Source organism: Nitrososphaera viennensis EN76, assembly GCF_000698785.1.
Classification (GTDB): domain Archaea; phylum Thermoproteota; class Nitrososphaeria; order Nitrososphaerales; family Nitrososphaeraceae; genus Nitrososphaera; species Nitrososphaera viennensis.
The window spans coordinates 25,381-39,095 of record NZ_CP007536.1 but is presented as its reverse complement, the minus strand read 5'-3'; the positions used below and the strand labels follow the sequence as shown (position 1 = coordinate 39,095).

Sequence of the window (13,715 nt, the reverse complement as noted above, 5' to 3'; positions counted from 1 at the left end):
GTATGGCAGGTTGATATAGATATTTCAACTTTGGCCAAATATTTAATACGGGCGGTGCACTACCAGCAGCACACATACATTCAGCCGGCGTCTTTTTTGATGCTCGCGCATGATGAATTAGTGAGATTGCGTTAATGCAGCGTAGGCCACAAAGCGAACAGGGCAGCCAGAACATAATGGCAGTGATACTGCAGAGTCTGCCGCAAGAGGCCGCGCTCACAAAGATAGAGTACGAGGGGCCAAAAATTGCCCTTTACTCAAGGAACCCGGCGTACCTGATGCAGAACAGCCAGGTCGTCTCCAACATGGTCAACACGATAAAAAAGCGCATCGTGGTGCGCACCGACGAGTCTATACGCAAGCCGCAGGCCCAGTCCGCGGAGATAATATCAAGATCGATACCCGCGGAGGTGGGAGTCGCCGGCACGTTCTTCGATCCGGTGCTTGGCGAGGCTGTCGTGTTTGCCAAAAAGCCCTGGATGCTTGCGCAGACCGGAGAGGACTTTGACAACATCGACCTTGCAGAAAAGACGGGCTGGCGCGTCAGGATCAGAAAGGCTCCACGCAGCATGGCCGCGATTGAAAATATTTACAGATTGATGGGCGAGACGGTCGCCGAGCGCACCCGGTTCTACAGAGAAGTGGGCGACAAGATATTCCGCGACAAGCTGATCGGAGAAGCGGAAGCAAGCCTGATGACGCTCGGCGGCTTTGCCGAAATTGGTAGGTCGTGCATGCTGCTTGCGACGCAGGAGAGCAAGATACTGCTTGACTGCGGCATAAACGAGAGCGCCCGCGACTCGCTTTTGGCCCTTCCGAGGTTTGACGTCGCCGGCATCGGCATGGACGAGATCGACGCAGTCGTGCTGAGCCACGCGCACATGGACCATGCAGGCTTTGTCCCCGCGCTCTTCAAGTACGGCTACGCCGGGCCGGTCTACTGCACCGAGCCGACGATGCTTCTTATGGAGATTCTGCAGCAGGACTATGTCCGGAGGACGAAAGCCCCGCTCTACTCGGAAAGGGACATCGAGCGCGCCCTCGTGCACACGATACCGCTCACGCACGGCATCGTGACGGACATCTCTCCTGACATCAAACTCGTATTGTCAAACTCGGGCCACATGCTCGGCTCCGTCTCGGCGCACCTGCACATCGGAAACGGCGACCACAACCTGGTCTACACCGGCGACATGAAGTTTGGCAAGACGCTTGCGCTTGACAACGCCTACTGGAACTTTCCACGCGTCGAGACGATGATAATCGAAAGCACGTACGGGGGCAAGGAGGACGTACTGTGCCCACGCGAAGAGGCCGAGGCAAACCTCGCCCGAATGATAACGTCTGCCGCGCACGCCGGCGGGCGCGTGCTGATACCGGTCCCGGCGGCAGGAATCGCGCAGGAGCTGTTGCTCACGCTGGACCTCCTGAGCAGGGCAAGCAGGATAACAAACGTGCCGGTGCTGGTTGAAAAGATAATCTCTGACGCCACTGCCATCCACGAGGCTTACCCAGAGTTCCTGTCACGCGACCTCCGTCCGCGCATAAGCGAGTCTGAGGAGAGCCCCTTCTTTGGCTCGCAGTTTTCGACGGTCGAGTCGTTTGAGACAAAGCAGGGCGAGCCGGCGGTGATACTTGCGCCGTCGTCAATGCTTGCCGGCGGGCCGTCGGCGGGCTACCTGAAGCAGATCGCCTCCGACCAGACGAGCAAGGTGATACTGGTGTCGTACCAGGCGCTAGACACACCCGGCAGGCTTTTGCTTGACGGCAGCCGCCAGGTGACCGTAAACGGCGAAACTGTAAACGTGCGCTGCGAGGTGGACCGCATCGACGGCTTTGCAAGCCACAGCGACTACAACCAGCTGATGGCCTACGTCAGCAGGCTCCGGCCCAAGCTCCGCAGGGTGCTTGTAAACCACGGCGAGAGGCCCAAGGCGCAGAACCTGGCAAGCCAGATAAACAAGATATTCAAGATACAGACGCAGCACCCGCTAGTGCAGGAAGCGGTAAAGCTACTTTAGGTCGTACGCGCCCCGCCATATCTTGACGCCAGGGGGTGTTATGACGATGCGCTCCTCGCCCAGCCTTGCAATGTCGCCTCCGACCGACTGCGCATAGGAGTACAGTTCTTCTACCACCTTGCGCAGCTCCTCGACGTCCTTTTGCGCAAGGGGGGTCACTCTAAGGATGACTATCATGTGCTTTTTGATGTCCTCCTTCACTCCCTGGGCGTCTGAGACGTCTCGTAGGGTCAGCGCTTTAAGGTAGACTGGCGCCTTTTGAGTAGTGGTTGGCCTGTCCGTCACTTGAGTTGCAGAGAAAAATTCGAGCTCGCTCTCAATAGTCTAGTTGGTCAAAAGTCGTTCACCGGATTGTTGATTTTAACTTCGGATGCGGGAAAGACAGGGTTCTGCCCGATTCAGGACAAAAAATGGGGCTAGATGCGCAGGGCATCGGTCTCGGGGACGCCTGCCGGCACCACTTCGAGCTCTTGCTCTTCTTTGCCTGCTATCGTTATTTTGATCTTGGATGCTTCATCCTTCGGAGCGTCAGAGTAGCGCAGGACGATTCCGGCAGCTTTTGCGATAGTGGCTTTGTCATGGCTTTTTCCGCGCAGTATGCAGGTCGGGCCGACGTGGTCCCTGGCTTCCAGGACGACGTCGGTGTCCTCGACGAGCGCCTTTATGACCTCGTTTTCGTCCTTGTTCCTGCCGACTACCAGCTTTTCTGCTGGCGTCAGGCGGAAGTGGCGCCCGACCTTTAAAAGCTCAATATCGTTTATCGAAGGGATGTCGTCTGCGTGCTCCATTGCGTCCTCGACGCGCTTTGAAAACGCAGGGTCGGTTAGCAGGCAGCCGCCGGCGGCGTTTGGCGGCTCTTGCACGCCAAAGTGCTTGGCAAGGGCCAGCTGGCCCTTTCTGGACCTGCCCTTGATGTCGCCCATGTTCTCGCGCTTTATCAGGCCCTCCTTCTCGGCGTCTGTCGGCGGGAGGTGCTTTGCCGACAGCGGCCTCAGCACCTTGCCCTCAAGGCCCGTCTCATTTTCAATGATGTGCAATGCTCTATTATTTTGGCTCATGGGGCGCTGGAACAGCACTTCGCCCGTGACTACAAAGTCGGCGCCGGTCTTTTCCATGTGCTCCTTGGCCGCGCCATACATCATTTCCCTGCAGTCGATGCACGGGTTCATGCCAGAGCCGTAGCCGTGCTTGGGTTTTTTGAGCATGCGGAGGTAGTCCTCGCCAAAATACACCGTCTTTAGTTTCACGCCAAGCTCGTCGGCCACCTCCTTTACCCTGTGGCCGCAGCCCTTGCCGCAGTCAAAGTCGCAGAACGGCGTCTTTATCGCCACCGCCTCGACGTCGACTCCCTGCTCCAGCATCATCCTCACTGCGAGGCTGCTGTCAAGCCCTCCTGAAAGGAGCGCTACTGCCTTTGGCTTTTTTTTCTCGGCGGCATCGTTTTTCTGGGAGTCCTGCTGCGACATTTTGTATGGCCAGATGTGGCCAGTTTCGTTATAAAAAGGTGTGTGCCCCGTCTCTGACTCACACGCGCTCATGGGTTAGCCGTTTGACTCCTCTGCGTGCTCTTTAAACGGGGTGTACAATAGAATGGGCACGCGTAGGTATTTGTGGCTTTCTTAGAGCGACAAAAGTGCGGACAGGTCTATCTCAAACGCCGCCACGGGCACGCGCAGATTAAAGTTGTCGATTGCAAGCGGCGTGATTTCGCCTATGGTGCCGACATCCTTGCCGGACGCTGTCATCACCCTGGCGCACCTGCCCTTGATGTACAGCGGGTCGCTAGACGCCTTTGTAGCTGCAGACATGCCAAACCCTGACAAAAAGAGCGCCTGCATGGCCGATTTTATCTCGGTATAGCCGGCCTCGCCGTGCGCAACGACTGCGGCGGCCTGCCATCTCTCGGCTATCTTGCCGCCGGCGTCCTGCCTGTGGAAGGTCTTGCCTATCTCAAACAGACGCTGCGGGTATTCCTCGTGCACGTTCCGGGAAAGCGACTGCAAGAGCGACGGGACGAGCGAACTTCTCAGCACCTCGTGCTCTATGCTCTTTGTGCCATCAACCGCAAGAACATCGTCCTTGTTTTCCGGCCTTCCGCAAAGCGAATACTGAACTTCCCTGCTTGTGAGCGAAAAGTTGAGCGATTCAAGCATGCCAAGGCCGGTCATCGCCTGCCTGATGGCGGCAAAGTACGACGAAAGCGCCGAGCGCTGGCCCGATGTCGGCGACACGGGGAAATTCGGCTCCATCCTGTAGACGCCGTAGCCTATTGCGACTTCCTCTGCAAGGTCTATTTCGTGGGTGATGTCGGTCCTGTAGCGCGGGACCGTGCATGTTATTATCTTGCTATTTCCAGTCGCCTTGGCGTCCAGCCTGCTTTTTTTCAGGCACTCTGCAATCTCTTTTGCAGTCAGGTTCATGCCGAGGATGTCGTTTATGTACCCTGCATCGACAGACATTTTCCTTGTTGCAGCATCCGGCGTCTCTGTCTTCTTGTTATCATCAGCTATCGTGACAGTCTTTATCTGGAATCCTGCGTCAAAGAGCGTGACTGCGATCACTGCAAGCGTGTCGTCGGCAGCCTTTTTGTCGGTGGCAGTAACCTCGACAAACAGGTTTCTGCATCTTTCGTCCACCTTGGTCGCTTCGCCGTTGATGATTGGCGGAAGCGAAAGCGTCGTCCCTGCGCTGTCGACTATGACTGGATATTTCTCAGTGCCGAAAAGCAAGTGTCCATACGCCCTGCCTGTCTCTGTTTCTTGCAGTATCTGCTCAACAGTCTGCTCTTTTGAGCCTCCAAGTGGCACGAAGGCATAGTCACCATTTGCGGTAGTGTATTTCACCGGGAACTTTATCGCGTCAAGGTTGTGCATGCCTATCGACGCCTTTTTCCTGCGCCTGCCGACTCCGTTGTGCAGGTCTTCCTGCATCGCTATCAACTGCTTTATCGTCTCATCGTCCAGCCTGCCGTTTTTTGCGACAAGCGCTACTACAAACGGCCTGACCTTCTTGACCGACCTGTCTACCTTGACTACAAGGCCACTCTTGCCTGACAGCCTGAATTTGGGCATCCCTGCCTCCTTGTCGACAAGTCCTGCAAGCGCCCTTGCAATCCCATAGTCTGACGAAAAATCGGGCCTGTTAGGGTTGTACTCCACCCTTACGACGTTGCCGTCAATGCCTTCGATGTCGAGGCCGACAAACGGCAGCATGTCGAGTGCCTTTTCTACCTTGACGCCGGGCAGGAATTTTTTCAACCTGTCAAGCGTGACGTTTACAACTGGCATCTTGGCACGCTCCTGAGCCACGAAACCCTGTTGGTGTAAAGGTCGCGCACGTCGTCCAGTCCAAAGCGCAGCATCGCGATCCTCTCAAGGCCGCCGCCCCACGCAAGCACCGGATTTTTGATTCCAAGCGGCCTTGTCACTTCCGGCCTGAATATCCCCATGCCAAACAGCTCGACCCATTTTTGCAGCCTGTCGTTGTAGACCATGCTCTGGAGCGACGGCTCGGTGTAGGGAAAGAACGTCGGCCAGAACTTGACCTTCTTTATGCCCATCCTTGCATAGAACTCTTTTTGCAGTCCCATGAGGTCGCGAAGCGACGCCTTTGGCGCCGTAGCGACACCTTCCACCTGGTGGAACTCGACAAGGTGCTTGTACGACACCTTTTCGTTTCGGAACACCCTGCCAACTGAAAAGAACCGCGCAACCTCTGGCTTTTTCTTTGCAAGGTGCTGGAGCGTGACTGGCGTGGTATGGGTACGGAGCACCACGCGCTCGGCCTCCTCTGGCTTCCAGCCGCCCCACCCTGACTTGTGTACGCCTGACACTTTTGCAATCTGTTCCTTTCCTGCAGGGATTGCCTGCCTCTCGCCGGAAATATAGAACGTGTCCTGCATTTCCCTTGCAGGGTGGTCCTGCGGCGTAAAGAGCGCGTCAAAGTTCCAGAATCCTGATTGAACCATCGGGCCGTCTATCTCTGAAAAGCCGAGGCCGACAAAGATCTCTTTTACCTCTTCGATGATGTCGACAAGCGGGTGGCTCCTTCCCGGGTACACTGCCGGCGCAGGCGCTTCAACATCGAGCGCGCTGAACTCTACACCTTTCCATTTTCCTGAAGTGATGAGTTCCGAAGTCAGCCTGCGCTCTAGTGCTTTTTCGTTTTCGATGGCCGGCAAGAGAGCCCTGCCTGACTCCGTGATTGAAACGCGCGTCTCCTTCTGCTCCTTGGCTGTGATGTAATTGGGGCGCTTTTTCAAGAGGTCCAGGCCCTTTTTTTCCTGCTCTGACAACGCAGAAGAATCGACGCTTCCTCCTGACTGCAGGCGCAAAAGCAATACTTCTTCTGCCGACTGGGCTTCTGCGGCTTCTGTTGCGGACATCCTGTTGCCTTCTGCAAACTGGATCCACTGGTTGCGCCTTGCGCCTGACACGGCCGCGTTCACCTCCTCGCCCTTGAGCGCGCCCGACGTCAGGACGTCTGCCATAGTCGTCTTGCCTTCCTTGATGGCCCGGACAAGCCTTCTTTCCGGCAGGCCCGACTGTGCAGCCCTCGTCCCTGCCGCGTCAAGTGAAACTGTAAAAGTCGAAAGCTCGCTTACCGAGACAAGGTTCTTGAACTTTAGCCACTCGACTCCGCGCCTTGCCTGGTCGATTGAAAGCGACGCGGCCTCGGCAAGTTTTTCAGTCGACATTTCTTGCCCACCGGAAAGCACCTTTAGTATCGCCCGTTCAATCGGGTGGAGCGCCGCAGCGTCGCTACTCATTGTTCAGGGTTGTCAGGTGGGAAGAGTTTTTAAACGTTAGCGCGGTGTCTTTTTGATCATCGTATGTCTTTGCCCGCGGACGACGGAGCAGCAGAAAAGAGCAGCAACAACAACGACTTTACAGTCACCCCGTGGGAGGTTGAAGGCGAGGTCGACTATGGCCGGCTCATCGAGAAATTCGGCACGCAGCCGATAACCCAAGAGCTCTTGCAGAAAGTCAAGAGCATGACCGGCGAAATACATCCAATGTTAAAGCTGGGCTACTTTTTCTCGCACCGCGACTTTGACTGGGTGCTTGACAAAAAGGAAAAGGGCGAGAATTTCTATCTGTACACGGGCAGGGGCCCGTCAGGCATGGTCCACATGGGCCACCTGATGCCGTGGATGTTCACGAAATACCTGCAGGACAAGTTTGACGCAAAACTGCTCTTTCAACTGACAGACGACGAAAAGTTCCTCTACGGGCAGGACAGGACGCGAGAAGAGACAAGACGCTACACGTACGAAAACATACTTGACATCATCGCCATCGGCTTTGACCCGAAAAAGACAAGGATAATCGTCGACACAAAGCACATCGAGCACCTGTACCCGATAGCGACAGAGATTGCCAAGCGCATCACGTTTTCGACAGCCAAGGCGGTCTTTGGCTTTACCAATTCCACGAACATCGGCATGATTGGCTTTCCGCCGATACAGGCGGCGCCGTGCTTCCTTCCCTCAATCATCGAGGGCAAGAATACGCCGGTGCTCATCCCTGCAGCCATCGATCAAGACCCGTACTGGCGCATGACCCGCGACGTTGCCGACAGGATGGGCTACTACAAGCCTGCCCAGGTGCACAGCAAGTTCCTGCCCGGCCTTGGCATGATGGGCAAGATGTCGTCGTCCAGGCCAGAGACGGCAATTTTCACGACAGACGAGCCGGAGGTCGTCGAAAAGAAGGTGTCGTCTGCGTTTACGGGAGGCCAGCCCACGGTTGCACTCCAGCGCCAGCTGGGCGCAAACGCGCTAGGGTGCCCGGTGTTCTGGTACCTGCGCTACTTTTTTGACACGGAAAAGCAGTCCGACGAAAGGATGCTCAAATGCAAGAGCGGCAACTTGCTGTGCGGCGAGTGCAAGGCCGATCTGGCAAAGGGCGCCAAGCCTTTCGTGGTCGAGTTCAAGAAGAGGCGCGAAAAAGCAAAAGACGTCGTGGCAAAATTCATGTACGACGAAAAGCCGATAGAGCCATGAAGCACTTGAAATTCGCCTGCGACGACCGGTACGAGGCAGAGAAGCTTGCCGGCCTGGTGTCCGTGCAAAAAGACGGCACAGTCTATGTCGATGGCATCACAGCGGTTATCGGGAATGAAATAGTGATAAAACTAAAGGACAAATCCTCGCACGCGGTACTCATGAGAGACAAGGAAAACGTCACAAGACTTGAGGCGTTGCTGCGCGACGTCGCAAAAGGAAAAGCGGCCATTCTCTCCAGCGACTTTGAAGGCGCGGTCGCGGAAATAAAAATAAAAGAAGAAGGAGAAGAGGACTAGCAGGACTAGCGCAGGTCCTTGTTCATTTCCTCTGTCAGTATTTCCTGTATCTTTCTGAAATACAGGCCGGTCGAGTAGGGCATCATCGGTATGTATTCCTCGATAACCTGCATCACGGTCGGCACCGCCCTCTTTGACACGTCCATCTTGAACTTCATCCACAATATCCTGTCCTGCTCAAAGTGCACCTTGTCCTTCAGGTGCTCTGGTACCAGTTCTTTTGACTTGTCTTCGATGCGCTTGAACCAGTAGGCAAGCACGTCCGGGTCGAGCCCTTCGCGCAGGTTCTTGACCGTGCTGTTTATCTTGCTTGCCGCATATTCTATCGGAGGTTCCTGTGACACGCTATATCCTGTGCCGCATGCAGATAAAATCCCGGTAATCAAACAAGTTTGAGCCTGCCCTGTCAGGCTTTTAACAACCTGCCATTCCTGTCAATCTCGCCTGCGCGTATGCGGGTAGACGATATCGGTTTTCCGTCTTCTGCCTTGATGAGGGGGACGGCGATTACCTGCGCCGGCGCAAGGCCGTTTTTCTTCCTTATCTCGTTGAGCCTTGTGCCTTTTTCCTGCGTCTCGGCGCTTGCCACGAGCGCGCCCACGTCGCCCGTCGTGACCGCAGGGCCAAACTCGCTGTCCAGCTTCGCAATCTCGTAGCTGACGTTGTCGCCAAACTCTTTTCTTATCATCTCTTTCAGGCTAGAGACGCGCCGGGAAAAATCGTGGTTTATCTTTTTCCTGCCCTTTACAAACTCGTCGCTTGTGACTCCGATTATGACTTTTTCGCCGACCTCAAACGCCTTGGACAGGAGCGCAATGTGCCCCGCGTGGATCTCGTCAAACGTCCCGCCCGTTGCAACAACGCGGAATCTTTTCAACGCCAAGCGTACGTGTCTCTGTAAATAAAAATATTAACGCGCCGCCGGCCGACTAGCTCTTTTGGAATATCTTTATCGCCTGCGGGGGACAGACGTTCTCGCACGCAAGGCAAAAGATGCAGTCTTTTTCCCTTGCCATGAACGCCTTTTTCTCTGAAGCCGGGTGGCCCGGCGTTTCAAGCCACTCGTACACGTTGACAGGACAGGCTTCGATGCATGCGCCGTCAGCCACGCATATGTCGAAATCTACGCAGACGTTTGTGCCCCAGATGCCCAGTTGCCCGGGGGCGTCTAGCGGGCCCCACACGGCTATTCCCTGATACTTGCCCACCTGCTGCCTCTTTTCCTTGAACTTGACATCGATTGGCCCTTCCACCTTTGAATGGCCGGTGCCAGAGCCTGTAAGCGATACCGTGGTGTCGCCACCGCCTGCTGCCGGCGCCTGCGGCGCGGCCATCGCAGGAGTTGCTGCCGGCTTTGGTGCCGCCGACGCTGTTGCCTGTGGCGGAGGCGCAGTTGCGCTCCTGACCTTGGGGTTCTTGGCAAGCGGCGTGAGCTCTTCAAGTTTTTTTATCGCCTGCTCCAGCGTCAGCTTTTCTGCCTTCTGGTACTGGGCGATCATCTTGTCGCCTATCTTGGTATTGCGTATTATAGTGTCAATCACCATCTTGGCGTTCCTGTCAGCGGTAGAGCGGTAGTTCTTGATCCAGTAGGGGTCGCCAAAGTACTCTATCTGCCTTATCTGGTAAATGAGGTCGACGACCTCGCCCGTGACAATTTCAACGGTAATGTTCAGGTCCGCCGAAAGATCCTCCCCGGTCACCGGGTCGACGCCCTTTTCTGTCCACTTGTAGGTGACGTAGATCCTGTCTGCGTGGGTCTGCATGGTAAAGCCGGCAGGGCGCAGGTCGTTCTGTATGCCGGCGATGTCGGCCTTGTCGGTTACCTCGACCGGAATCCTGTAAATACCTAGCTTGCTGCCGTGGAGCGGGTAAACGCCCCTCTTGGCAGTCTCTGACAGCATAGTCCATACTCGATCCTTGAGCAGAGCAGACATTTTGTGTTGCGGTACCTAGGCTTTTATATGCTCTAAAAGCATTTCGTTTTTCTTTTTCCCTAGTTAGTCTTCGTCGTCCGGGCAGGTCATCTCCCGGATTGCCTTGTAGCGCTTTTCCATATCCTCTGCCCTTGCGACGACCTGCTCAAGCGTGTACTGTGCCTTTGGAAAGTACCAGCGTATCCCTACCTTGTGGCCGATTCCGTCCATGTCGTATATCGTGCCCCTCTCGGCTTCCACGCCGTGCTTTTCGTCCAAGGCGCGCTCGCGCACCTCAAGGCCCCTCTTGGTCTTGTCCTCCATCACGAAATGCGGCGGCCTGTCATAGATAAAGTAGAAGCGCCCGCGCTTTACCATGTCGGAAGGGTCTATCTGCTGCATATTCTTATATCTAACAATAAAAGGGGGAAGGAAAGGGCTTATTTCTCTATCGGATTGCCTATCATGTTGCCCCATTCCGTCCACGAGCCGTCGTAGTTGCGGACAGACGGGTAGCCAAGCAAGTACTTTAGCACGAACCAGCTGTGCGACGAGCGTTCGCCTATCCTGCAGTAGCACACAACTTCCTTGTCCGGCGTCACGCCCTTGCCCTCGTACAGCGCCTTCAGCTCTTCCGCGCTCTTGAAGGTGCCGTCAGCGTCCTTGACTGCCTGCGCCCACGGGATGTTCTTTGCGCCAGGGATGTGGCCTCCGCGCTGGGCGTGCTCCATCGGGTACTCTGGCGGAGCTGTTATCTCGCCCGTGAACTCTTTTGGCGACCGGACATCGACAAGGACTACCTCCTGGGCCCTTTCCAAGGCTCGCCTGACGTCGGGCATGAAGGCGCGCACTCCCTCGTCGGCAGGGTTTGCGACGTACTTGCTCGATTCAGCTGGCGGCTCGTCCTTCGTGTACTCGCGCTTTTCAAGCTCCCACTTTTTCCTGCCGCCGTTCATTATCTTGACCTTTTTGTGGCCGTAGTACTGGAACACCCAGAACGCAAATGCCGCAAACCAGTTGTTGAAATCGCCGTACAGCACAAGTTCCGTGTCGGGAGTCGCGCCGACCCTGCTCATCAACGCTTCAAATTGCTGCTTGCTTATGATGTCGCGCCTGACAGGGTCGTTGATGTCGCGCTTCCACCAGACAAGGTGCGCGCCCGGCACATGGCCCTGCCTGTAGGCGTTTTCCGGGTCATAGTCGACTTCAAGTATCTTGACACTTTGGTTCTTCAGGTTGCTTGCAACCCAGTCGGTCTCTGTGAGAACCTCTGGATGAGAGTAACTTGCCATGAGAGAGATGTGTCTTTCACACTTACTTAAAATCTTTGGAAGGTACGTAGCTACGCGGATTATGCGCAAAACGCATTTTAAGATGCCAGAATAGCAATAAAAGCAGAGATGGCAAAGACGGCCAAGGTCCGCGCTGTGGCCATAATAACAAAGAGGAAAAACGCCGAAGCCAAGGCGGCTGCTGAAAAGATAGCAGCGATGCTTGATTCAAAGGGCGTCGCCGCCTATGCGATTTCGCCGCTCAGGATAAGCGGCATTGACACCATCGAGCCTGCCGACGTGAAGGGAAGGGCGGACCTGGTGTTTGCGATAGGCGGGGACGGCACCACGCTGAAGGCGTTTCGCACGATCCCCGGCGACGTGCCACTTCTTTCCATAAACGTCGGCGGCCACAGGGGCATACTCTCCGAGGTCGACACGGACAACATGCAGAGCGCGATCAGCGGCATACTTGACGGCAGGGGCTTTTACGATTCAAGGATAAGGATACAGGCGTTTTCAGGCAAGACGGCGTTTCCGCCGGCGCTCAACGAGATACTGATAACAAGGGCAGACCTTTCCCGCACGCCCACCATATCGATAAAGCTGATGGGAGACGAGAAAAGCCACAGGATGGACGGCATCGTCATTTCGACGCCCACGGGCTCGACTGGCCACAACCTTTCAATCGGCGGGCCGGTCCTGCACGAGGGCATGAGCTGCCTGATCCTGAGCCCGATAGCCCCCGTAAACAAGATGCCGCAGCTTGTGATCCCTGTGGAGGAAATTGTTGTGAAGTGCAGCCTAAAGTCGCACCTTGTGATTGACGGGCAGGAGAACTATATCATAAAGGCAGGGCAGGAGGTAAGGATTGCGCGGTACCCGCACGACGTGCGGTTTCTGCGCCTTAACAAGAAGGGCATGAGGCAGCTTGCAAAACTTGGGTTCTAAAGAAGAAGAAAAGCTAGCATTGGACGCAAGCGCGTTCTATGCAGGAATTGTGTTTCTGTCCGGCGCAACAAGGTGCGTGACCACAAGCGCCGTTTTTGACGAAATAAAGCACGTCAAGGCGGCGGCTCTTGACGCGCTGGTGCACGCAGGAAACCTACAGGTGCTTGACCCGGGCAGAAAAAGTATCGACGCAGTTTCCGCAGCCGCAAAAAAGACAGGCGACGTGGCAAAACTTTCTGCAGCCGATGTTTCGATACTTGCGCTTGCGCTTGAGCGCAAGGCCATGCTTGCGTCGGACGACTATGCGGTTGCAAACGTCGCCGCGACGCTCGGAGTTAGAGTGGTTGCATCATCGGGCAAGGGGATCAGGGAGACAAGGAGATACATTGCCTACTGCAGCGCCTGCGGCAGGGCATTTTCGCCCGAAAAGCAAGAATGCCCGCTGTGCGGCAACAGGCTGAAGAGAAGGTACAAAAAAGTTACTACTACCTGATAGGGTTTCTGCGCATCGCCCAGTCGATTATCGAGCCGTCGTACAGCCTGACCTTGTCATAGCCGGCAAGGCGGAACTGCATGTACTTGTGCGATGCCCGCACGCCCGAATGGCAGTAGCACACCACTTCCTTGTCCGGCGTTATGCCCTTGCTTTCAAACTCTTTTTTCAGTTCTTCCGGCGAGAGAAATGCCGCGCCGTTTGCGCCGACTCCCTGCTCCCAGTCGTGCAGGACGGAGTTTGGTATCCTTGCCTGCATGTGCTCCTGCGGGGTCCTTGCGTCCACCACGACAAACGAAGGGTCGCCTGCCCTTGCCTTGATGGCCTCGGCGTCTATCCTTATCTCAGGGTTTGGCTTTGACGTAAACTGCGCCGGCCGGGGTTGAGCCGCGTCCCTCGTGACTGGCAGGCCAAGGTGCTTCCACACCGAAAAGCCAGTGTCCAAGAGCGCGACATCGGGGTGGCCGTGGTACATTATGCTCCAGGCGACCCTTGCAACGGCCGGGTCGTCCTGCTCGCCGTACACCACCACTTTTTTTGAACCGTCAATGCCGTAGCTGCCAAACACCTTTTCTGCCTGCGCGCCCTCTATTACGAGGTTGGCGCCGTTTGGCGCGACCGTTATCACCATCTCTATCCCGAGAGGAAGGGCGTTTTTGATGTGGCCAAAGCGGTAGGGCATCTGGCCCCGCGTGTCAAGTATCACCACGTCTGGATTGTCAAGGTTGGCTGCAAGCCACTTGCTTTCGACGGTTAGCGCCAT

General features: G+C 55.8%; 15 protein-coding genes. 5 read left to right on the top strand and 10 right to left on the bottom strand.

Annotated features, from left to right (window positions below):
- The first annotated feature begins 134 nt into the window (after positions 1–134).
- The gene (locus NVIE_RS00225) at positions 135–2,021 is read left to right on the top strand and encodes a beta-CASP ribonuclease aCPSF1 (protein ID WP_075053481.1); all 1,887 of its coding nucleotides are present in this window, start codon (positions 135–137) and stop codon (positions 2,019–2,021) included.
- Here the strand turns inward: NVIE_RS00225 and sepF are convergent.
- The 4 genes from sepF to pheS form a co-directional block, all read right to left on the bottom strand.
- The gene (gene sepF / locus NVIE_RS00220) at positions 2,013–2,306 is read right to left on the bottom strand and encodes a cell division protein SepF (RefSeq protein ID WP_075053480.1); all 294 of its coding nucleotides are present in this window, start codon (positions 2,304–2,306) and stop codon (positions 2,013–2,015) included. The two genes, NVIE_RS00225 and sepF, sit on opposite strands and share 9 nt — an antisense overlap.
- A 131-nt stretch (positions 2,307–2,437) precedes the next feature.
- Complete coding sequence (locus NVIE_RS00215; RefSeq protein WP_075053479.1) at positions 2,438–3,487, bottom strand: DUF814 domain-containing protein; 1,050 nt, start codon at positions 3,485–3,487, stop codon at positions 2,438–2,440.
- 153 nt (positions 3,488–3,640) lie between these two features.
- Positions 3,641–5,308 carry a phenylalanine--tRNA ligase subunit beta gene (gene pheT / locus NVIE_RS00210; protein WP_075053478.1) on the bottom strand — a complete coding sequence of 556 codons (1,668 nt, stop codon included), beginning with the start codon at positions 5,306–5,308 and terminating at the stop codon, positions 3,641–3,643.
- A complete protein-coding gene (gene pheS / locus NVIE_RS00205; protein ID WP_075053477.1) occupies positions 5,296–6,789 on the bottom strand; it encodes a phenylalanine--tRNA ligase subunit alpha in 1,494 nt (497 codons plus the stop codon). The genes pheT and pheS overlap by 13 nt, the downstream gene beginning before the upstream one ends.
- A 63-nt stretch (positions 6,790–6,852) precedes the next feature.
- Here pheS and NVIE_RS00200 point away from each other — a divergent pair, with 63 nt between their 5' ends.
- Positions 6,853–8,025, top strand: coding sequence for a tryptophan--tRNA ligase (locus NVIE_RS00200; protein WP_075053476.1), 1,173 nt, complete (start codon positions 6,853–6,855; stop codon positions 8,023–8,025).
- The gene (locus tag NVIE_RS00195) at positions 8,022–8,324 is read left to right on the top strand and encodes a hypothetical protein (RefSeq protein WP_075053475.1); all 303 of its coding nucleotides are present in this window, start codon (positions 8,022–8,024) and stop codon (positions 8,322–8,324) included. Before NVIE_RS00200 ends, NVIE_RS00195 begins: the two co-directional genes overlap by 4 nt.
- 5 nt (positions 8,325–8,329) lie before the next feature.
- Here NVIE_RS00195 and NVIE_RS00190 read toward each other — a convergent pair whose 3' ends face one another.
- From NVIE_RS00190 to NVIE_RS00170, 5 genes are all read right to left on the bottom strand, one after another.
- Complete coding sequence (locus NVIE_RS00190) at positions 8,330–8,668, bottom strand: hypothetical protein (protein WP_084790525.1); 339 nt, start codon at positions 8,666–8,668, stop codon at positions 8,330–8,332.
- A gap of 62 nt (positions 8,669–8,730) precedes the next feature.
- Positions 8,731–9,207 carry a phosphopantetheine adenylyltransferase gene (locus tag NVIE_RS00185; protein WP_227717410.1) on the bottom strand — a complete coding sequence of 159 codons (477 nt, stop codon included), beginning with the start codon at positions 9,205–9,207 and terminating at the stop codon, positions 8,731–8,733.
- 46 nt (positions 9,208–9,253) lie between these two features.
- Positions 9,254–9,565 (bottom strand): 4Fe-4S dicluster domain-containing protein, encoded by a 312-nt coding sequence (locus NVIE_RS16245; RefSeq protein ID WP_075055899.1) that lies wholly within the window; start codon positions 9,563–9,565, stop codon positions 9,254–9,256.
- Between the two features lie 756 nt (positions 9,566–10,321).
- Positions 10,322–10,639 carry a hypothetical protein gene (locus NVIE_RS00175; protein WP_227717409.1) on the bottom strand — a complete coding sequence of 106 codons (318 nt, stop codon included), beginning with the start codon at positions 10,637–10,639 and terminating at the stop codon, positions 10,322–10,324.
- A gap of 38 nt (positions 10,640–10,677) precedes the next feature.
- Positions 10,678–11,529, bottom strand: coding sequence for a sulfurtransferase (locus tag NVIE_RS00170; protein ID WP_075053473.1), 852 nt, complete (start codon positions 11,527–11,529; stop codon positions 10,678–10,680).
- Between the two features lie 108 nt (positions 11,530–11,637).
- On the opposite strand from NVIE_RS00170, the gene NVIE_RS00165 reads away from it, so the two are divergent.
- Positions 11,638–12,459 (top strand): NAD(+)/NADH kinase, encoded by an 822-nt coding sequence (locus NVIE_RS00165; RefSeq protein WP_075053472.1) that lies wholly within the window; start codon positions 11,638–11,640, stop codon positions 12,457–12,459.
- Positions 12,449–12,952: an NOB1 family endonuclease gene (locus NVIE_RS00160; protein ID WP_158435003.1), complete on the top strand. Its 504-nt coding sequence runs from the start codon at positions 12,449–12,451 to the stop codon at positions 12,950–12,952. The genes NVIE_RS00165 and NVIE_RS00160 overlap by 11 nt, the downstream gene beginning before the upstream one ends.
- On the opposite strand, the gene NVIE_RS00155 is transcribed toward NVIE_RS00160, so the two are convergent.
- A complete protein-coding gene (locus tag NVIE_RS00155) occupies positions 12,945–13,715 on the bottom strand; it encodes a sulfurtransferase (protein ID WP_075053471.1) in 771 nt (256 codons plus the stop codon). The two genes, NVIE_RS00160 and NVIE_RS00155, sit on opposite strands and share 8 nt — an antisense overlap.

Bases quoted from the DNA above. Each gene is read 5' to 3' on its own strand.
- NVIE_RS00225 (WP_075053481.1), top strand. From the start codon at position 135: ATGCAGCGTAGGCCACAAAGCGAACAGGGCAGCCAGAACATAATGGCA.
- NVIE_RS00215 (WP_075053479.1), bottom strand. From the start codon at position 3,487: ATGTCGCAGCAGGACTCCCAGAAAAACGATGCCGCCGAGAAAAAAAAG.
- pheT (WP_075053478.1), bottom strand. From the start codon at position 5,308: ATGCCAGTTGTAAACGTCACGCTTGACAGGTTGAAAAAATTCCTGCCC.
- pheS (WP_075053477.1), bottom strand. From the start codon at position 6,789: ATGAGTAGCGACGCTGCGGCGCTCCACCCGATTGAACGGGCGATACTA.
- NVIE_RS00200 (WP_075053476.1), top strand. From the start codon at position 6,853: ATGTCTTTGCCCGCGGACGACGGAGCAGCAGAAAAGAGCAGCAACAAC.
- NVIE_RS00195 (WP_075053475.1), top strand. From the start codon at position 8,022: ATGAAGCACTTGAAATTCGCCTGCGACGACCGGTACGAGGCAGAGAAG.
- NVIE_RS00175 (WP_227717409.1), bottom strand. From the start codon at position 10,639: ATGCAGCAGATAGACCCTTCCGACATGGTAAAGCGCGGGCGCTTCTAC.
- NVIE_RS00170 (WP_075053473.1), bottom strand. From the start codon at position 11,529: ATGGCAAGTTACTCTCATCCAGAGGTTCTCACAGAGACCGACTGGGTT.
- NVIE_RS00165 (WP_075053472.1), top strand. From the start codon at position 11,638: ATGGCAAAGACGGCCAAGGTCCGCGCTGTGGCCATAATAACAAAGAGG.
- NVIE_RS00155 (WP_075053471.1), bottom strand. From the start codon at position 13,715: ATGGCGCTAACCGTCGAAAGCAAGTGGCTTGCAGCCAACCTTGACAAT.